Source organism: Novosphingobium sp. BAM6 (genome assembly GCF_057784955.1).
Map to the genome: position 1 here is coordinate 85,911 of NZ_JBYNTR010000008.1, position 19,262 is coordinate 105,172.

The following is a 19,262-nucleotide window of genomic DNA, read 5'->3' on the forward strand; positions in this document are numbered from 1 at the left end:
TAGAACGGTTTCCGCGCGAAGGACCAGACGATGACCCTTTCCCGAAATAGGCGCCTGCTGGCCGCGCCTGCACTGCTTTCGCTGGCGCTGGCAGGCACGGCCAGCACCCCGCTGAACGCCGCCATGCCCACCAGCATCGGCCATCTACAACAGGTCATGCTGCGCGCCCTTCCTGCGAAGAACGGGCTCACACTTGCCGTCACCAGCCCGGCCTTCCCATCGGGCAGCGATATCCCGGTCAGCGCCACGCAATTCGGCGCCAACCGCTTTCCCGGCCTTGTCTGGAGCAAGGGACCGGCGGGCACGCGCAGCTATGTGGTGATCGTACAGGGTGAACTGCCCACCGGCGACGGCACCAGCGTCCACTTTGCGCTGTACAACCTGTCCGCCATTACCACACAACTGCCGCAAGGGCTTGCCGCTGCACCGGCAGGTGCCGTGCTCGCCCCCAACGTCCACGGCACGGATGTCGCCTATGCCGGACCACACGCCAAGGACGGCGCGCGGCGCGCCTATCACTGGCAGGTCTTCGCGCTCGACACCGTGCTGCACGGCAAGGGCCTCTCGCTCGATGCGCTGACGGCGGCGATGCGCGGCCATGTCCTCGCCAGCGGCGAGGTGCTGGGCTATTCGGCGCCGCCTGCCGTAACTACCAGCGATGCTTCGGCACCGCTGCGGATCGAGACCGGCCTCGTCAGCGGCGCACAGGGGCGCGATCCGGCGATCTCGGTGTTCAAGGGCATTCCCTATGCCAGGCCCCCGGTCGGAGCGCTGCGCTGGCGGGCGCCCGAACGCCCCGTGGCCTGGCAGGGCGTACGTCAGGCCACCGCGTTCGGCGCCGCCTGCCCACAGCCCGGTGGCGAGATGGCGCAGGGCATGCTCCAGAGCGAGGACTGCCTGACACTGAACGTGTGGACCGGCGCCAAGCCGAACGCGGGCGAAAAGCGCCCGGTCTATGTGTGGATCTATGGCGGCGGCTTTATCGGCGGCACCGGCGCCAGCCCCGAATTCGACGGCGAGGGTCTGGCGAAGAAGGGCATCGTCGTCGTGACCTTCAACTACCGCGTCGGCGTGCTCGGCTTTCTGGCGACGCCCGCGCTCAGCAAGGAGAGCGGCCATAACGCCTCGGGCAACTATGGCCTGCTCGACGATATCGCCGCGCTGCAATGGGTGAAGCGCAACATCGCAGCCTTCGGCGGCGATCCCGACAGGGTGACAATCGGCGGGCAGTCGGCAGGCGCTGGCTCGGTGGGCTTTCTCACCATGTCGCCGCTGGCCAAGGGACTGTTCCGCGCCGGAATCCTCGAAAGCCATGCCCGCGATCCGCGCGATCCGGAGCTGCGCTATCTCTCGGTCTCATGGCGGCCGCTGGCCTCGGCGGAGAAGCAGGGCGAGGCCTATGCTGCGCAGCATGGCGCGACCACGCTGGAACAGTTGCGCGCGATGCCGTGGCAGGATCTGATCAAGGGCAGCGCCACTGTCGATGCTTCGGTGGAGACCGGCAGCGACGGCAAGCCACCGCTGTTCCGCCCGACGGTGGACGGCTGGGTGCTGCCGGATGATTACAGCGAGACCTATCGCCTCAAGGCCCAAAACCCGGTCATGGCGGTGGCGGGCAACAACAAGGACGAAAGCGGCGCGGTGCCGGAAACCGCCTTTGCCATGCTGCGCGCCAGCAAGGCACGCCCGCGCGCCGGAATGCCGCAGACCAGCGTCACGCTCGCGCAGTTCCAGGCGGCGGCGCATCGCAAGTTCGGCACGCTCGCTGACCAGTTCCTGAAACTCTACCCCGCGAAAGACGATGCCGAGGCGGCGTTGCAGAACAACGCCTCGGTACGCGACAACTCGCGCATCTCGACCTGGCTGTGGGGCAGGCTGTTTTCACCGGGAACACCCGCGCCGGTCTATACGTACTTCTGGACCCACGCCCAGCCGGGGCCGACGCACGACACACGCGGCGCCTTCCACGGCTCGGAAATTCCCTATGCCTTCGACAGTCTGGACGCAGTGAAGCTGCCCTGGACCGACGAGGACCGCCGGATCGCCGCAACAATGTCGTCCTATTGGGCAAACATCGTGAAGACCGGCAATCCGAATGGCCCCGGCCTGCCCCAGTGGCCGCTCTATACTGCCGCGAAACCGCAAGTGATGGAGCTGGGCGACCACTTCGGCCCGATCCCGATCGCCAGCCCGGCCAAGATCGCGTTCTGGGAGCGCTTCTTCACGACGCAAAAGGCGTGGTGATCGGCTGAGATCCACCAGATGCAAACGCCCTCCTCCACCACCCTACCCAAAAGGCGAATGAAGGAGGGCGCCGCAACCGGTCCACGGGCACGACACGATCGTGAACCGGCAGGTACGGCGGTTCGGGCCCAAGCGCACCTCCCGGTGGCCTGCCTCCACCGGGAACCCGAAAACACCGCTGCGATAATCAGTAATTGACGATAATGCTCGCCTTGAAGGTCCGCCCCGGCTGCGAGTAATACGAGCGCGAAATGCTGCCGCTGTCGGGCAGGTCGAGCGCGTTGTACCAGGTCTCGTTGAACAGGTTGTAGACACCGGCAGTGATCCGCACCGGCTTGGCGAACCACGGCTGCCACCAGGCAGACAGATCGACCACCTGATAGCTGGGCGTCTTGTTGAGATCGGAGGTCGGCGTCTCCACCTTGTCGCGCTTGCCCGCAGCGGTGCCGGTCAGGTCCGCGCCGAAGCCGTCGCCGGTATAGCCCACGCCCAGCACGCCCTTGATCGGCGCGACCGAGTTCAGGTGGACGTCCTCGTCGGTGTCCTTGCCGTCGGCATAGGCGAACGAGCCCCACACGCGCCACGCCTTCGAGAAGGCCCAGTGCGCCTCGGCCTCGACGCCGCGAATGCGCACGTGCTGGCGGTTCACGTAGAGGAACACGCCGTAGGGATAGCTGCCATCGAGACCCGCCGCTGCTGCCGTGGTGGTGATCGTGTCGATGAAGTTGCGATAGCGGTTGTCGTAGTAGCTGACCTTCATGCCCCGCTCACCATCGCCGTACTTCAGACCCGCTTCCCAGCCCTTGCTGGTTTCGGGCTTCAGGTCGGGATCGCCGACGCTGACATAGGTGCCGCTGCCGCCGTAGGCGAGATAGAGTTCCGTCGCCGAAGGCGCGCGGAATGCTTCGGACCACTGGCCGTAGACGGTCAGCTTGGGCAGCACGTCGTATTCGGCGAGGATCTTGGGCGACCAGTGCGAATCGCTCGACGCATCGGGCAGGCCTTCATAGGCGGCGTTCGCCTGATAGGCGGCGGTGTCGTGCGGGGTGCGCTTGTAGTAATCGTAGCGGATGCCCGGCGTCAGGCGGAAGGCGCCGTTTTCGCCGATGACGATGCGGTCCTGCGCGATCACGCCGATGTCGGTGCCGGTGACGTTAGGCATGTCGGACTGGTTGGTGTGCAGGAAGGTGCAGGCGGCGATGGTCGCCGTGCAGCCATCGACGCCCGCCGCGTACTGATGCGTGCGCGTGCCGTAGGCCTCACCCGCGATCGAGAGGTGCTGGGTGATCGCCCCGGTCGCGATCTTCGCCGTCACCGATCCCTTGCCGCCGAAGGTGGTCTGGCGCAGCGTGGAATCGCGGTCGTACTCACCCATCGGTGCGGTCAGGCGATCGGCCATGGTGTAGGTTTCCAGCGTCGCGCGCTGCCAGTAGCCGAGCAGGTGCGCGTCCTCGATCAGGCTGTCGCCTTCCGAGGTATAGTCCCAGGTGCCCGACAGGCGCTTGCGCCCGGTCTTCTCCTGCGTGTTGTAGGCACTGTAGGTGCTGGTCACCGAGGTCAGCGTGTCCTCGTCGTAGTTGCGCGAAAACAGTTCGCCTTCCAGACCCAGACGATGACCGCCCGGCAGGTACTGGCGCAGCTTCACCAGCAGGCTGCCCTGATCGTAGTTCGCCGGGTTCTTGTCGGTACGCGTGGTGCCGGTGCCGCCGACATCGCCCTTGTTCTTCGTCTCCTCGCCATTGCGATAGCCGCCCTGCACCAGCAGCATCGTGTTGCCGTGGCGCAGCGCGACCGACTGGTTCATGATGATGCTGTCGCTGGCGCTGTCATAGGTGACGCGCGAAAGCCCGCCCTGCGTCTTGCCATCGGTCAGCAGATCCTCGGGGTCCAGCGTGCGCAGCGCGACCACGCCGCCGAAGGCGCCAGTGCCGAACACGCTCGAATCCGCGCTCTTGACCACATCGATGCCGACCAGCCCGTCGAAATCGAAGGCCATCGAGCCCCCCTCGACACCGCGCGCGCCGTCGCTCAGCCAGGGCAGGCGCACGCCGTCGACCGTGGTCTGCACCCGGTCAGCATCGAGGCCACGGATCGCGAACGAGCCATTGTTGCCGTTCACCGTCACGCCCGCGTCGATACGGCGGGTGTAATCCTCCACGCTGTCGGTCTGCAGGCGCTGGAGCGTCTTGAGATCGGTCCTGGTGGTCAGCACCTCGGGCTTGCCGAGTTGCTCGAAGCCATTGCCCGCAACGACGACGGACTCCTGCTGGCCATCGACCGAAAGTGTGCCAAGCTGGACCGAACCGCTGTCGTCCTGCTGCTGGGCATAGGCGGCGTGGGCAAAGCCCAGCGCGCTCGTCAGCGCCAGCAGCGCGACGGAACTGCGGACCGCGCCGGAAAAGGCGACGGGACGCTGGGCGCGGCCAGCGAAATCATTGAGCAACATAATAGCAAATGCCTCTCATTAGCATTACACGCCTGGAGGTGGGAAGGCCATTCGTTCGGTGTGAGAGCCGATCATGCCGTCGGCTGGTGTTGACGAGGAACCCCTCCCTCCCTGGTGAACGCTCGATAGGGACTGATAAAAACCGCGTCAAGTTTCTTGCTAGTGATTCTCATTTACTCTATTATCGTTTGCACAGACACAGACAGAGTCCGTCCGCATCCTTCTTCGCGCGGAAACCTGTGTCGCCTGCGTTGCCCGTGAAAGTGAAAATCGTGTCGTCCAGCCCCGCTGCCCTACAGCCGCTTTCGCATGGGTTCCCCCCCGCGAGAGCGGCTGCGCGACTGGTCGTGGCCTCGAATGACGCGCCGTCACTCCCGGCGCGCTCGCCGCTTCCCGAGCGCTGCCCCTATCGGCCTTCGCACCGCCGTCACATCGTCGGCCTGATCGGAACGCTGACGACGATGGCGCTGCTGGGCGGGGTCTGCACGCTGATGTGGTCTTCGGTGGACTTCCACCCAAGGCAAGGCTCGCCCCATCTGACCGTTGTCACGCTGGCTTCTCCGCCATCGCCGAAGCAGACTGCTCCGAAGGCCGCGCCGCCCCCGCCACCCCGGCCTGCACACCAGCGCCGCCAGCCGGCTGCCGCACCAACGCCGCGCATCGTGCTGGCGCCGACCACCTCGGTCGCGAGCCCGGCCCCCGCACCGCTTTCCGCAGCCCCCGCCGCGCCCTCACTCGTCGCCGCGCCGGTTACGCCCAGGATCGTGACCGCGCCCGTGCCCTCACCCGGCGCGCCGCCTGCCGCGCCGCCCAGCGCCCCCGATGCCGGGTGGCAGAGCCGCCTGATGGCCCGCCTTGCCGCCTATCGCCGCTATCCTGCCGACGCCCGGCACCGCCATGAACAGGGCATCGCCAGCGTGCGCTTCCGCATGGATCGCAAGGGCCGGGTGCTGTGGGCGCAGCTGGCGCAGTCCTCCGGCTCGGCCCTGCTCGACGCGGCAGCGCTCGATACCGTCAACCGCGCCGCACCGCTTCCCAAACTTCCCCAAGGCATGGGCGAGGAACTGACGCTGACCCTGCCGATTGCCTTTTCGCTGCACTGATCTATCTCCCTTATTATGTCCAAGGAACCGACGATGACCGACGCCGCGCTGCTCGAACCCTCCCGCGCCCGCCGCCTGAAGGCCGAAACGCACGCCGTGCATGACAAGCTCGACACCGGGCTGATGGCGCGCGACAGCTTCTCCAGCCGCGAGGGCTATGCCGGGTTCCTCAAGATGCAGCTGGCCTTCCATCGCGACATCGCCGCGCTCTATGCCGACCCGGTGCTGCGCACGCTGCTGCCGGGTCTCGCCAAGCGGCAACGCCTTGCCGCCGTGGAAGCCGACGCCGCCGATCTTGGCCTAGACCTTGCCGAGAGCCGCCCGCGCGTGTTCGAGCCCGGCCATCCCGCCGATCTCGCCACGGCGCTCGGCTGGCTCTATGTCGCCGAAGGCTCTAACATGGGCGCGGCGGTACTGCGCAAGGCCGTCCAGAAGATCGGCCTGACCGACGAGTTCGGCGCCCGCCATCTGGCCCCGGCAGAGGAAGGCCCCGCCGCGCACTGGCGCGCCTTCGTCGCCGGGCTCGACGCAGTGACGCTCGACGAAGCGGGCGAGCAGGCCGCCATCGAGGGCGCCCGCGCCGCCTTCACGCATGTGCAGGCGCTGGCCGATGCGGACATCCTCTGATCCCGACACCATCGACGGCGCGGGCGCGGTAATTCCCGCGCCGGAGAACGACGCATCCGGCCTTTCCCCGGCGCCGAAACTCGCGCGCAGCCGCATCTCGCGTTCGGCGTGGTTCGTGGCGGGCTGGGTGCTTGTCGGCATCGGCGTGGTCGGCATCTTCGTGCCACTGCTGCCGACCACCGACTTCATGCTGCTGGCGCTGCCCTGCTTCGCGCGCTCCTCGCCCCGGTTCGAGGCGTGGCTGATCAACCACCCGCGCTTCGGCCCCCCTTTACGCGCCTGGCGCGACCAGCGCGCCGTCTCGCGCCACGCCAAGCGCGCGGCGGTGTTCGGGATGAGCCTTGGCTTCGGGCTGTTCATGCTGCTCGCCCACCCGCGCGCGGTGATCGCGGTCCCCGTGGCACTGGCGCTGATCGCGGCAGCGGCATGGGTGCTCTCGCGCCCGGCGCCCAAAGCATAGGCCTTTCTCTCAAACGCCGTCGTCCCAGCCCCCCTTTTTGGCGCTGGGATGGCGGCACTGTGTGCCGTCAGAACGGAATTTCCGTCCCCTCGTAATCGAACAGCTTGCCGCTGTCGGTGACTTTCAGCCCCTCGATCACGTCGAGCAATTGCAGCGCGGCGCGTTCGGTGTCGAACAGGCGGCCGGGCTGGACGTTGCCCTGAAACGGGCGCGACAGCGCGGTGTCGACCGTGCCGGGATGCAGCGCAACGACGATCGCGCGGTCGTTGCGGCGGCGCTCCTCGATGGCGAGGTTGCGCACGATCATGTTGAGCGCGGCCTTCGAGGCGCGATAGCCGTGCCAGCCGCCCATCCGGTTGTCCGCCACCGATCCGACCCGCGCCGAAAGCGCCGCGAACACCGCGCGGGCACTCTTGGGCATCACCGGCAGGAAGTGCTTGGCGACCAGCGCCGGGCCGATGGCATTCACGGCATAGACTTTCGCCAGCCACGCCGGATCGAGATCGCGCAGCGCCTTTTCCGGCCCCAGTTCGCCCTCATGCAGCAGCCCGGTGGCGACGATCACGAGCCCCGGCGGCGGCCCCTTGGCGATATGCGCCGCCGCAGCGGCGATGCTGTCCTCGTCGGTAAGATCGAGATGCTGCGCGCCGCTGCGCGAGCGGGCAAAGCCGTACACCACATCGAACGCGCCTTCCTCAACCAGCGCCGCCTCGAAAGCGGAACCGATCCCGCCCGAGGCACCGATGACGACGGCGGAGGTTTTCACAGCCACGTCCCTCGCCTCAGCCGCGCATGAAGCGCCAGCGGTCGGCATCGCTCTCGGCCGCATCGAAGCGATAGCCGTCGCTGTCGAAACCGCGCATCGCGTCGATGTCGCTCACATGGTTCTCGACCAGCCAGCGCGCCATCATCCCGCGCGCGCGCTTGGCGTTGAAGCTGACGAAGCGCGGCCCCTTGGGGCCGGGCTCACGGAACTCCACCTCAATCACCCGCACGCCATCGAGCTTGCCCGCAACCGAGGCGAAGTATTCCTGGCTGGCGAGGTTGAGCACGGTGCCCGAGCCTTCCTCGGCCACCTGTTCGCGCAGCAGGTCGGCGATGCGCGTGCCCCACCAGTCGGTCAGGCTCTTGTGGCGCGGCGCCCAGCGCGTGCCCATTTCCAGCCGGTAGGGCCGGATCATGTCTAGCGGGCGCAACAACCCGTAGAGCCCCGAGAGCATCCGCACATGGTCCTGCGCGAAAGTCACCCCTGCCTCGTCCAGCGTATGCGCCTCGAAGCCGGTGTAGACATCGCCCGCGAAGGCGAACAGCGCCTGCCGCTCGGGCAGTTCGGGAAAATCACGATAGCGATCGGCATTGAGCTTCGCCAGCTTGGGCGAGATGTGCATCAGCTCCGACAGGCGCTTTAGCGTGAGGTGTGAGGCGGACTTCGCCAGCCCCATCGCCTCTTCGGAAAAGTGCGGCACGGTGGCCGCAAGCGGCGGCAGTTCGCGCTCGTAGTCGAGCGTCTTGGCGGGGGAGAGCAGCGCGATCATAGACGCTGGCGGTAGCGGCGCGGCGGCGGGGCGTCAAACCGGGGAACCCCGGTTCTGCCCCCTTCCCATACTCCCCCTACACTTTCGCAGGTTCCAGCCGCGGGCTGAGCAGCTGGATCGCGATCAGCGCCAGGAAATAGGCGCTCGCGCACATCGCGAAGAGCACGCCGTAGCTGTGCGTCGCATCCAGAATGTAGCCCGCCAGCAGCGCCATGCCCATGCCGCCAAGCGCGCCCAGCGTGCCGCCGATCCCGACCACCGAGCCGACCGCACTGCGCGGAAACACGTCGGAGGGCAGCGTGTAGAGATTGGCCGAGAACGCCTGATGCGCCGCCGTCGTCACCCCGATCACCAAGACCGCCGTCCACAGGCTGTCGATCGATTGCGCATACCAGATCGGCAGCACGCAGATCGCGCTCACCAGCATCGTCACCTTGCGCGCGGCATTCACGCCGCGCCCCGCCTTGATAAGGCGCGAGGACAGCCAGCCGCCCGCCACGCTGCCAAGGTCGGACAGCAGGTAGATCGCCGCCAGCGGCAGCCCGAAGTTTTTCAGATCGAGGTGATAGCGCTCGAACAGATAGCCCGGCAGCCAGAACAGGAAGAACCACCAGACCGGATCGATCAACAGCTTGCCCAGCGCATAGGCCCATGTCTCGCGCACGCGCAGCAGCTTCGTCCACGCGATCGTCTCGACCGGGCCTTCGGGGTCCTGCCGGATCCACGCCAGTTCGCCCGGCGAAACGCGGGCATGGTCCTGCGGATCGCGATAAAGCGCCCACCATGCCACCAGCCACGCCGCGCCCAGCACCCCGGTAACGTAGAACGCCATGCGCCAGTCGAACCACAGCACCAGCGCAGGCACGATCAGCGGCGTCAGGATCGCGCCGATATTGGCGCCTGCATTGAAGATGCCGATCGCCAGCGCCCGCTCGCGCTTGGGGAACCAGTCGGTAACGGCGCGGATGCCTGCGGGAAAATTGCCGGATTCGCCGATGCCGAGGCCAAAGCGCGCCATCGCGAACGAGGCGACGCCGCCCGCAAAGCCATGCGCGACATGGGCAATCGTCCAGATCACCAGCGCCACCGCATAGCCCAGCCGCGCCCCCAGCGCGTCCACCACTTTGCCGAACGAAAGATAGCCCACCGCATAGGCGACCTGGAACCAGAACACGATCGTCGCGAAGTCGCTCTCGGTCCAGTGGAACTGCGCCTCCAGCGTGGGCTTGAGCACGCCGATCATCTGGCGGTCGACATAGTTGATCGCGGTCGCGGCGAACAGCAGCGCCACGATCACCCAGCGATAGCGCCCGGCGCGCGGCGACAGCGCGGCATCAGGCGTCTCCTGAACGGACGCCTCGTGAACAACGGATGCCGCCGCGGGCACCTCGCCCGCCAGCGCATCCTGGTCCGCCCTGATCCCTTCAGCAGGGGTCATGCATCATCTCCCGTATGAGGGGCGGCCGCTCTTATCGTTGTTGCGGCCTGCCCTTGGTTGTCAGTCCTAGTCCGGCGGCGCGCCCTCCGCCACAGTTTGTGCCGTGGCCGTTGCAACAACGATCCGGCATGTCACCTCGCCCAGCCCCGCAAAGCGCGCGCAAACCTGTGCGCCGGGGCGCACTTCGTGGACCCCGGTCACGGCGCCGCTCGACACCCACAGGCCCCTGTCAGTGCGCTGTCCGCGTGCGGCAAGGTTGGCGAGGAGAAAGCGCACAGCGCCCAGCGGCCCGTCCAGCATCGTCGCCGTCGTTCCCTCGCCCGCCACCACGCCGTCGATCTCCAGCGAGACCGGCACGCGCGCGAAGTCGATCTCCTGCCAATCGGCAAAGGCCGGGCCGACGATCATCCCGGCATTGTTGCCGAAGTCGGAGATCGTCACCGGCGGGCCATCGACATTGATCCGCGCCCAGGGAGAACTGGCGATCTCTATGCCGATATGCACCGCGTCGATCAGCGCGGCGGTAGCGGCATCGTCGGTCGGCACCACGCCGTCCCAGCCGGGCGCGACATGGATCAGGAACTCGGCCTCGGCAGCGGCGAAACCGCCTGCGAACACGGGCATCTCCGGCTCGAAACTGGCTCCCCGAGTAGGATTCGAACCTGCACCCTGAGTCACCACCTCGTCCGCGAAGATCGGCCCACACAGCCGGTCGGCGCCCAGCGCTGCATCGCGCGGCGGCGGGATACGCCCGACCTTCCAGCCAACGACCTCGCGCCCGTCGAGCGCGATGGCGGCGTTCTGAATGCGATAGCCGGTGGCGAGATCTTCCGGCAGCGCGCCGGGATAAGCATCAAGCGCCAAGGCGCTGCGCCGCGCGGCGACGAAAGCGGCGGCGATGGCCTGCTCGGCCCCCGACATAGCTTTGCGCGCTTCACCCTGCGGCACCGTAACCTCGGAGCCAGAATCGCTTTTGGAATATCCGTCCATATTGCGGAACCTGCTAATGGAAACCGGTGTCAAACACAAGTCGCTTTCGGCTCGCTTTTTCGAGGCTCAGCTCAATCACACGGTTTTCCGCCAGTCGCTTGCGCCTCGTGTGTCGCTGCGTTGCTTTTCGCTCCGACACCGGGCAAGCCTCTGGTCAGCACGCGATAAAAAGCAGAACAGGAACCCCGCCGATGCCGCCGCCGTCCACGCCCGATGCCAAGCCGACGATCAACGACGTCGCGCGCCTTGCCGGGGTGTCGAAGAAGACGGTCAGCCGGGTCATCAACAAGTCCCCGCTGCTGAACGAGGCCACGCGCGAAAAGGTCGAGGCTGTGATCGCGCAGCTGGCCTATGTCCCCAATCCGCAGGCCCGCGCGCTGGCACTGCGCCGCAATTTCCTGATCGGTCTGATCCACGACAACCCCAATGCGCAGATGGTGCTGGGCGTGCAGGAGGGCATTCTCCAGACCATCCGCGATACCGAATTCGCGCTGGTGGTGCGCCCGGTCGATCGCCACTCACCCACGCTGATCGAAGATATCCGCCGCTTCGTGGAACAGCAGCGCCTGTTCGGCGTCATGCTGCTGCCGCCCATCTCGGAGAACGACGAACTCGCCGCGGTCTGCCGCGATCTCGGCTGCACGCTGGTCCGCATGGGCTCGGCGCAGCTCGATGCCCCGGCGCATCTCGTCGCCTCGAACGACCGCGAGGCGGTGGCAGGCGCGGTCGAGTGGCTGGCGGGGCTCGGCCATTCGCGCATCGGGCTTGTCACCGGGCCTGCCGGTTTCCGCTCCGCCCACGAGCGCGAGCGCGGCTTTGTGGAGGGCATGGCGCGCGCCGGGCTCACGCCCGACCCTGCCTTGCGCGCCCCCGGAGACTACCGTTTCGAATCGGGGCTGGAGGCCGGGCACCGTCTGCTCGCCGCCGATCCGCCGCCCACCGCGATCTTCTCCAGCAACGACGAGATGGCGGCGGGCGTGATCCACGCCGCCCACGCGCGCGGCATCGCCGTGCCGGACGCGCTTTCGATCATCGGCTTCGACGATACCGCCATCGCCGCGCATTTCTGGCCCCCGCTGACAACCGTACGCTGGCCGATCGAGGCCATGGCGCGCGCGGCGGCAAGGAAGCTGATCGAACCGGCAAGCGCGGGCGAGGAACCCTCGCAGTTCCCCTCCGATCTGATCCGCCGCGCCTCGGCAGTGGCACCACACGGCTGAGGGACGGATAGACGGAACGGCGTAGACAGATTGGCCCCCACTGAACGGCCGCAAAGGGTGGAGGCTGTGTCAAAACGGCGGATTATGGTATAATTTCCCAAGATATCGGAAGGCTTTGGAATGGGGCGTTTCGTTGAAGGTGAAGACCGCCGACAAGAGTGTCTACTTCCGCCCTCGCTTGCCGATTATGTGGCATAGGACAACCCGGTTCGGGTTGTTGAAGCGTTCATTGCTGAGCTGGATCTGAGCGTATTGGGCTTCGATGGCATGGAGCCCACGACGACAGGGCGGCCCGCCTATAACCCTTCGACAATGCTCAAGATCTATCTGTACGGCTAGCTCAGCAGCGTACAGTCGAGCCGCCAGCTTGAGCGTGAGGCGAGTTGATGTGGTTGACCGCCACGCTGGCTCCCGATTTCAAGGCCATCGCCAATTTCCGGCGCGACAATGGGGCTGCGATCCGCGGCGTGTGCTCGCAGTTCGTGTCGCTATGCCGAGGAATGGGCTCGTTGCGGTGGGTGGCAGCAAGTTCAAGGCGGTGAACAACCGGGATCGCACCTTCACGGCAAACAAGGCCGCCAAACGGATCGAGCAGATTGAAGCAAGCATCGAGCGCTACCTGCTCACGCTCTACCGGGCCAACCGAAAGGAGAGCGATGTCCCCGAGGTGCCGGCCGACAAGATCCGGGAGAAGATCGCCGGGCTACGGCGCCAGCTGCAATATCTGCAGGGAATGGCCGCCCAGGTCGAGGAGGCCCCTGACAAGCAAATCTCTCTGATCGATCCGGACGCACAGTCGATGGCAACTTCGGGGCGCGGCACCGGCATCCTGCCCTGCGTGCCGAAAGTCGATACGCCGGGCCCTGCCCAACGAGGTCTCTTCGCAAGACCGGACTGCATCTATGATGCTGAGCGCGATCACTATACCTGCCCGGCTGGCGTCCATCTGACCAGAGGCAAAAGCCGCTCCTATCATCAGGGCGAGATCGACCAGCACCGCAATCTGGAAGCATGCCACAGTTGCAACCTCAGCCCTCGTTGCACACCTGAAAAAGTGAAGCACGTCAAACGATGGGGCCACGAGGCCGTCTTCGATCCCATGCAACAGCGTCTAGACAAACTACCTGGCACCATGGGCTTGCACCGATAGAGATTGAGCATGTCTTCGGCACTTTGAAAGCCTGGATGGGCATACACCCTTCCTCACCAAAACGCTGAAAGCCGTGAGAACGGAGATGTGCCTGAGCGTTCTTGCCTACAACATGAAGCGCATGATCCAGATTTACGGCGTTCAGCCGTTTATCCAGGCAATCCGGGCGTGATTGGCCAATCTCGCTTCCCGTTTCCATCAGATATAGCACGTCCTGAGATCGCGTTTTTACACAGCCTCGGGCGGTTTTCATCAAGCGCAATGAGCATGACTTTTCCGGGTTTCGGCTCAAGCTCACGCCGTCAGGATATCAGATGGAAAGCGCTCGGCCAGATGGTCGATCAGCGCTCTGACGGCTGGAGGTAGCCCGCGGCGCGTCGTGAAGACCAGATGCACGATCCCTTGCAGTCCATGCCAGGACGGCAGCACCCGAACCAGACGTCCCGATGCTATCGCATCACGGCAGACATGATCGGGCAGGATGGCGATCCCCAGCCCATCGATGGCAGCGTCACGCACGGCTGCCATGTCTTCGCATCCCAGCCTCGGCACGACGCGGACGACCTGGGTACGCCCGTCCGCTGCCTCCAGGTGCCATTCCAGATCCTCGGCCGAATCGCTGGTCGCGAGAATGGGGGAAGACGCCAACTGCTCGATATGTCCTATCGTGCTGGCAAGCTGGGGGCATGCGACAAGAATACGCGTCGATTTTCCAAGCGAGCGCATCGTCAGCGCTGCATCACTGGTCAGGCTGCTGCGTACGCGCAGCGCAAGGTCGATCCTCTCCTCGATCAGGTCCACAGCGCGGTCGGTGGCGACAAGCTGGAGCCGGACCTTAGGGTAGCGGACGAGAAAGGAGGAGATCAAAGCCGAGATCGGCTGCAGCATGCCGGTCGGGCAACTGAACCGAATGCGGCCGTGCGGCTCCGCCTGCGCCTGCAGGACCAGTGCCTCGGCCTGCTCGGCCTCGGCCAGCATGGCCTTGCACCGCTCGTAAAAGGCCTGCCCGGTATCGGTGACGCGAAAGCGGCGGCTTGATCGTTCGATCAGGCGCAGTCCCAACCGTGCCTCAAGGCCTGCGATCCGTCGGCTGAGCTTCGACTTGGGCTCGCGCAAGGCGCGTCCTGCTGCCGCGAAGCCTCCATGCGCCACCACCTCGGCAAAATAGGCATAGTCGTTCAGGTCGATCCGCATTCATCGTTCCTCCAGTGGAACGCTAAGTGCCATAATTCCTGACTACACGCATCATCGTTGTCGCTGCATCTACACAGGGCACCGGCGCTTGGCCGGAACCGTGAAGGAGACAGACGATGGCAAACAGGTTCGACAATAAAGTAGTAGTGGTCACTGGCGGGACCAGCGGCATCGGTCTCGCCACTGCCACGGCGTTCGCGGCGGAGGGTGCCTCGGTGTTCATCACCGGCCGCAGGCAAAGCGCGCTCGACAAGGCGATAAAGCTGATCGGCGGGCGCGTTACCGGTGTGCAGGGCGACATGGCGGTGCTTGCGGATATCGACAGGCTCTATGACGCCGTACAGCAGAAGCATGCGCAGATCGACGTCGTGTTTGCCAATGCCGGAGGTGGTGAACTCTCCCCTCTCGGTGCGATTACCGAGGCCCATTATCAAGGCACGTTCGACAGCAATGTGAAGGGCGTGCTGTTTACCGTGCAGAAGGCGCTGCCGTTGCTGCGTGATGGCGCGTCGGTCATTCTCACCTCATCGACCACCAGCATCAAGGGCACTGGCGCCTTCAGCGTATATTCGGCGACCAAGGCGGCAGTGCGAAACTTCGCACGCAGCTGGATCCTGGATCTCAAGGACCGCCGCATCCGGGTGAACGCCGTCAGCCCCGGCCTGACCGAGACCGCTGGTCTCAACGAACTGTTCGGTGGCGGCGAAGACGCGCAGAGCATCAAGGACTATCTGGTCGGCCAGATCCCGGCAGGCCGCATCGGCCAGCCCGAAGAGATCGCCAAGGCGGTGCTGTTTCTTGCTTCCGAAGATGCCTCGTACATCAACGGCATCGAACTGTTCGTGGACGGCGGTCAGGCCCAAATCTGACGCTGGGAAAATGAACGGACCTCTCCGCGACAATCGAACGCCTTGCACGGGCGTTCGATACACCTGACGCACGACGACCATAGAGGATGAAGAACAGAATGAGCCAACAGCAGAATATCACGATTGCGCAGGCGCTTCTTGAAGGGATCGCCGATGGCCGGACGCCTGAAGACATTGCAACCTTGTGTGCACTCAATCTCCAGTTCGAGATCCAGGGCGATGATGGGGTGCTGCCATGGATCGGGCACGAAGTCGGGCGGGCGGCGTTCGTCGAGTTCATCAGAGAGATCAGACTGCGCACCGAACCGATTGCCTTCGATGTCGAGGATATTCTGGCCAGCGATGTCCGAGCCGCGATCATCGGTGCGCTAAAGACCCGGATAAAGGCCACCGACAAGGTGATCGTATCTCAGTTCACGATTATCCTGACTATAGCCGATGGCGTCATTGCCCGCTTCCAGATGCTGGAGGACAGCTTCGCCGTATCCAAGGCTGCACGGATGTGATGCCGGTTATAAGCTTCGGGAGTTGATCGGGGGCAGCACTTGGGCTTTCCCGTCATTCGGAAAACCTTGGCCGAACGGTCGCATCCACATGGACCGGCCGTTCGTGTACCAACCTTGCCGGCGAGCGGACATGGCTGACCTGTAGTAAGATCTGGAACGGCCGATTTCAGATCCAATTAAGCGACCGCCACCATAAATCAGGTTCTTTCAGATTCCGCTGATGCTTCCATCGCTTCGACATTGTCCAGAACACGCTGCAAAAGCGAGACCAGCATAATGACCTCCGCGGCTGACATTCCTTCGGTCATCTCGGTGTTTCCCTGATGCAGCACAGCCCGGCCTGCCGGTAGCCTTTCCATTGCCTTGTCGGTCAGGGAAATCAGGCTCGATCGCCGATCTCCGGGATCGGGCGCCCTTGTGACAAGGCCGTCCCGTTCCATGCGCGCCAAGAGTTGCGCCATGCTGGGTTGTTCGACCTTGGCCCAGCGCGCCAACTCGGTCTGCGAAAGGCGCCCACCGTCCTTCAGAGCGGTGAGAACGGGAAGCTGGGCTGTCGCGAATCCCAGATCGCGCAGGCGTGCATCGCCAATCCGGGTCAGGGCACGCGAGATCCGGCTGAAGTAATGGCCGGGATTGGCTAGCGGATCCCAGTGGTCGTCCGACATTGCATAGGTACCTATGTTTATATATAGGAGCCTATGCATATAGCGAATCGGAGGCTGTGACAATGGAGCGGATTGCAATCGTCGGCGGCGGGCCGGGCGGCCTGATGCTGGCGGGACTGCTACGATCGCGTGGTATCCAGGCGGTCGTGTTCGAGCGCGACGCCCATGTCGAGGAGCGGCCACAAGGAGGATCGCTGGACCTGCACGACGACACCGGCCAACTGGCGATCCGCCGCGCCGGGCTCGAACGGGAATTCGCCGCTGCCGCCCGCCCGGAAGATCAGGGCGACCGGCTTTATGATGCCGGTGGGCACCTGCTCTTCGATCATGATGGCAGCGGACATAACCGCCCGGAGATCGACCGCACCGACTTACGCAAGATCCTGATCGACGCGCTGCCCCCTGATGTGGTCCGCTGGAACAGCCGGATTGCCTCGATCGAGCCGGATGACGCAGGTTACCGGGTTGCGGGCGAAGCGTGGGGCGAGACGTTCGATCTGGTGATTGGGGCTGATGGCGCCTGGTCGCGCGTTCGGCCTCTGCTCAGCGATGCTCGACCTACCTATGAAGGGGTCGCTTTTGTCGAACTGGGCTTTGACATATCCCGCCATCCCGAAATCGATGCGCTGACCGGCAGCGGCAAGATGTTTGCGGTGGGGAGCAATCGCGCCCTGATCACGCAACGCAATGGTCGGGGCCATATTCGTGGTTACGCCGGTGTCCGGGCGCCGGAGGAGATTGCGACGGCCTGGCGCCATATGTCGGCAGAGGCATTGCGCGCGGCCTTGTGCGACGCGTTTGCCGATTGGGCGCCGTTGCTCAGGCACGTGGTGGAAAGCGGCGAGATCATCGGCACGCGCCCGCTTTATGCCTTGCCGATTGGCCATCGCTGGCGCAACCGTCGCGGACTGACGCTACTGGGCGATGCGGCACATCTCATGTCGCCTTTTGCCGGACAGGGGGTCAATCTTGCGCTCGCCGATGCCGTCGATCTGGCCGATGCCATCAGCGACGGATGCAGGTGGACGGCCATCGCTGCCTATGAAAGCTGCATGGCCGCGCGTGCGGAAGATGCCGCTGAAGCATCAGCGCAAGGCCTGCTCTCTGTGTTCAATCCTGAGGGGGCCTTGCCTGTGCTTGAGCATTACCAGCAGCGCATGAGCGGGTCTTTGCAGAGATGAATTAACGCCTGCTTCTGCAAAAGCAGGGATAATCGCGCATCGCGGCTTTGTCAGCGGTGTACGAACAGCCCTCCAAAGGGACTGCGGGTATCGGGGCGAACCGGCATTCCTGGTACCAGGGCTGACAAAGTCTTCTGGTCGCGAACTGCCAGAATAACGGACGGCCCCTTTAACCGGCGGCTGAGTGACGACAATGGTCGATTGCGCGCTTGCTGACCAGAGCTTTCCCCAAGGCATCCTTTGGTCTCTTACGACATCACGCCCCGCGATCAGATCCGCTTATCAACCCATACGTACAACCTTCCAGCAACGTCATCATGCTGCGCTGTATCTGGGTGGGTAGCCAGTCGCGACGCACCGTGAAGCCGATCGACCGCTGAACTTTCAACCCCTTGAATTCCGTTGCGCCCAGCAAAGGTTGCGCGGCCATGCCTTGCACCTGTGACCGAGGGCCGAGCGTCACGCAGTCACTTGCCGCCAGAGTGGCCATGAGCATGGGTTCGGAGCTGGTTTCCAGAACCACGCGCGGGCGACTGGGAAGCGCCGCAAGCACCTCCTCGATGGCGTGGCGGCGCGGGCTGGCGGCAGAGGGGACAACCCATACCTGTTGCGACAGCATCCTGGCGCAGACCTGCCCGGTCGCCGTTACCGGATGCCCTGCCCTTGCCACGATCACGTAAGGATCCTCGATCAAGGGCTGTCCGGCAAAGTCCGGATCAACGCGCTCAGGCCGCACAGCCCCGAACAGCAAGTCGATCCGGCCATCGCGCAACTGCGGTGCCACCCAGTCATAAGGCCCCTCCTCGATCCGCAGTTCGACATCGGGATGACGCGCGATCAACTGGCCGATCGCCGCGCCGACCACGGCACTGGGCGTCATCGGCAGCACGCCAATACGCACGCGGCCTCTGCCTCGTCCCTGTTCAGCCTCGACATCGTCCTGTGCCTGATCGATCTCGGCCAGCGCCAGTCGCAGTTGGTTAGCCAGAACGCGTCCCTTGCGCGTCACCTCGAACCGGCGTCCGCTGCGGCGGTAGAGCCGCGCGCCCAACAGCAGTTCCAGCGAATGCACCGCACGGTTTACGGCCGGTGGAGAGACTGCCAGTTCCTGCGCGGCCGCCTCGAACGACCCTGCAGAGGCCACCGCGAGATGACAGGCGACCTGCGTGCTGGTCAGTTGCCCCAGCGCCCGGACAACGATGTCCTCGTCTCCATCGCCTTCCGCCACAAGCGCCACTGTCAGTCCCTTGCGCAAGTGGGCCCGCATGCGCTCAACCCGCATGCAGAGAATGCGTCCCGCCGCTGTCAGCGCACTGCCGCGGGCGGAGCGTTCGATCAGCGGCGTGCCCAGACTTTCGTCCAGCCGAGCCAGCGCGTGGCTGACCGCTGGCTGCGACAGCCGCAGGCGACGCGCGGCACGGCCTGCGGTTCCCGCCTCTGCCGTCGCCTCGAAGATGGCAAGCTGGCGCAGGGTAGCGCGCTGCGACCAGGGGGCGGGGATCTCTTTCATCAAACCCTTAACGAGAATTTGTGGGTTTTGTTGCCGAATGTTTGCCCCCTTCTTCCTGCGCCACGCGTATCTCTCGTTGCAGCGACGGACCGCACGAGACGAGGTGGCCGCGCGACAAGGACCG

Annotated in this window: 16 protein-coding genes and 1 pseudogene; 9 read left to right on the plus strand and 8 right to left on the minus strand. The window is 65.1% G+C overall.

What is annotated here, in order from left to right:
• Positions 1 to 30 precede the first annotated feature (30 nt).
• Positions 31 to 2,244, plus strand: a complete 2,214-nt coding sequence (locus AC3EC3_RS16840; RefSeq protein ID WP_488490758.1) for a carboxylesterase family protein — start codon at positions 31 to 33, stop codon at positions 2,242 to 2,244.
• Between the two features lie 187 nt (positions 2,245 to 2,431).
• On the opposite strand, the gene AC3EC3_RS16845 is transcribed toward AC3EC3_RS16840, so the two are convergent.
• Positions 2,432 to 4,690, minus strand: a complete 2,259-nt coding sequence (locus AC3EC3_RS16845) for a TonB-dependent hemoglobin/transferrin/lactoferrin family receptor (RefSeq protein WP_488490759.1) — start codon at positions 4,688 to 4,690, stop codon at positions 2,432 to 2,434.
• Positions 4,691 to 5,037: 347 nt separating this feature from the next.
• Here AC3EC3_RS16845 and AC3EC3_RS16850 point away from each other — a divergent pair, with 347 nt between their 5' ends.
• Genes AC3EC3_RS16850 through AC3EC3_RS16860 form a run of 3 tightly spaced genes read left to right on the plus strand, consistent with a single transcriptional unit; the run spans position 5,038 to position 6,880 of the window.
• Entirely contained in the window at positions 5,038 to 5,793 is a 756-nt protein-coding gene (locus AC3EC3_RS16850) for an energy transducer TonB family protein (protein WP_488490760.1), read from the plus strand.
• A gap of 33 nt (positions 5,794 to 5,826) precedes the next feature.
• Positions 5,827 to 6,420: a biliverdin-producing heme oxygenase gene (locus tag AC3EC3_RS16855; protein WP_488490761.1), complete on the plus strand. Its 594-nt coding sequence runs from the start codon at positions 5,827 to 5,829 to the stop codon at positions 6,418 to 6,420.
• Positions 6,404 to 6,880: a YbaN family protein gene (locus AC3EC3_RS16860; RefSeq protein ID WP_488490762.1), complete on the plus strand. Its 477-nt coding sequence runs from the start codon at positions 6,404 to 6,406 to the stop codon at positions 6,878 to 6,880. Before AC3EC3_RS16855 ends, AC3EC3_RS16860 begins: the two co-directional genes overlap by 17 nt.
• 67 nt (positions 6,881 to 6,947) lie before the next feature.
• Here AC3EC3_RS16860 and AC3EC3_RS16865 read toward each other — a convergent pair whose 3' ends face one another.
• The 4 genes from AC3EC3_RS16865 to AC3EC3_RS16880 form a co-directional block, all read right to left on the minus strand.
• The gene (locus AC3EC3_RS16865) at positions 6,948 to 7,652 is read right to left on the minus strand and encodes an SDR family NAD(P)-dependent oxidoreductase (protein ID WP_488490763.1); all 705 of its coding nucleotides are present in this window, start codon (positions 7,650 to 7,652) and stop codon (positions 6,948 to 6,950) included.
• A 10-nt stretch (positions 7,653 to 7,662) separates the two neighbouring features.
• Positions 7,663 to 8,415 carry a peroxide stress protein YaaA gene (yaaA, locus tag AC3EC3_RS16870; protein ID WP_488490764.1) on the minus strand — a complete coding sequence of 251 codons (753 nt, stop codon included), beginning with the start codon at positions 8,413 to 8,415 and terminating at the stop codon, positions 7,663 to 7,665.
• 76 nt (positions 8,416 to 8,491) lie between these two features.
• The gene (locus AC3EC3_RS16875; protein ID WP_488490765.1) at positions 8,492 to 9,853 is read right to left on the minus strand and encodes an MFS transporter; all 1,362 of its coding nucleotides are present in this window, start codon (positions 9,851 to 9,853) and stop codon (positions 8,492 to 8,494) included.
• Positions 9,854 to 9,919: 66 nt separating this feature from the next.
• Positions 9,920 to 10,774, minus strand: coding sequence for a 2-keto-4-pentenoate hydratase (locus AC3EC3_RS16880; protein ID WP_488490786.1), 855 nt, complete (start codon positions 10,772 to 10,774; stop codon positions 9,920 to 9,922).
• A gap of 260 nt (positions 10,775 to 11,034) precedes the next feature.
• Between AC3EC3_RS16880 and AC3EC3_RS16885 the strand changes: the two genes are divergently transcribed.
• Positions 11,035 to 12,063 (plus strand): LacI family DNA-binding transcriptional regulator, encoded by a 1,029-nt coding sequence (locus tag AC3EC3_RS16885; RefSeq protein WP_488490766.1) that lies wholly within the window; start codon positions 11,035 to 11,037, stop codon positions 12,061 to 12,063.
• Between the two features lie 120 nt (positions 12,064 to 12,183).
• A pseudogene (locus AC3EC3_RS16890) lies at positions 12,184 to 13,385 on the plus strand (transposase).
• 122 nt (positions 13,386 to 13,507) lie between these two features.
• On the opposite strand, the gene AC3EC3_RS16895 reads toward AC3EC3_RS16890, so the two are convergent.
• A complete protein-coding gene (locus AC3EC3_RS16895) occupies positions 13,508 to 14,407 on the minus strand; it encodes a LysR family transcriptional regulator (protein WP_488490767.1) in 900 nt (299 codons plus the stop codon).
• Between the two features lie 116 nt (positions 14,408 to 14,523).
• Here AC3EC3_RS16895 and AC3EC3_RS16900 point away from each other — a divergent pair, with 116 nt between their 5' ends.
• The gene (locus tag AC3EC3_RS16900) at positions 14,524 to 15,276 is read left to right on the plus strand and encodes an SDR family NAD(P)-dependent oxidoreductase (RefSeq protein ID WP_488490768.1); all 753 of its coding nucleotides are present in this window, start codon (positions 14,524 to 14,526) and stop codon (positions 15,274 to 15,276) included.
• A gap of 98 nt (positions 15,277 to 15,374) precedes the next feature.
• On the plus strand, positions 15,375 to 15,782 hold the full coding sequence (locus tag AC3EC3_RS16905; protein ID WP_488490769.1) for a nuclear transport factor 2 family protein: 408 nt from the start codon (positions 15,375 to 15,377) through the stop codon (positions 15,780 to 15,782).
• A 197-nt stretch (positions 15,783 to 15,979) separates the two neighbouring features.
• Here the strand turns inward: AC3EC3_RS16905 and AC3EC3_RS16910 are convergent, their stop codons facing one another.
• Positions 15,980 to 16,447 carry a MarR family winged helix-turn-helix transcriptional regulator gene (locus tag AC3EC3_RS16910; RefSeq protein ID WP_488490770.1) on the minus strand — a complete coding sequence of 156 codons (468 nt, stop codon included), beginning with the start codon at positions 16,445 to 16,447 and terminating at the stop codon, positions 15,980 to 15,982.
• Positions 16,448 to 16,509: 62 nt separating this feature from the next.
• On the opposite strand from AC3EC3_RS16910, the gene AC3EC3_RS16915 reads away from it, so the two are divergent.
• Positions 16,510 to 17,628, plus strand: coding sequence for an FAD-dependent oxidoreductase (locus AC3EC3_RS16915; RefSeq protein WP_488490771.1), 1,119 nt, complete (start codon positions 16,510 to 16,512; stop codon positions 17,626 to 17,628).
• A 256-nt stretch (positions 17,629 to 17,884) separates the two neighbouring features.
• On the opposite strand, the gene AC3EC3_RS16920 is transcribed toward AC3EC3_RS16915, so the two are convergent.
• Complete coding sequence (locus tag AC3EC3_RS16920) at positions 17,885 to 19,138, minus strand: LysR substrate-binding domain-containing protein (RefSeq protein ID WP_488490772.1); 1,254 nt, start codon at positions 19,136 to 19,138, stop codon at positions 17,885 to 17,887.
• Between the last annotated feature and the right edge of the window lie 124 nt (positions 19,139 to 19,262).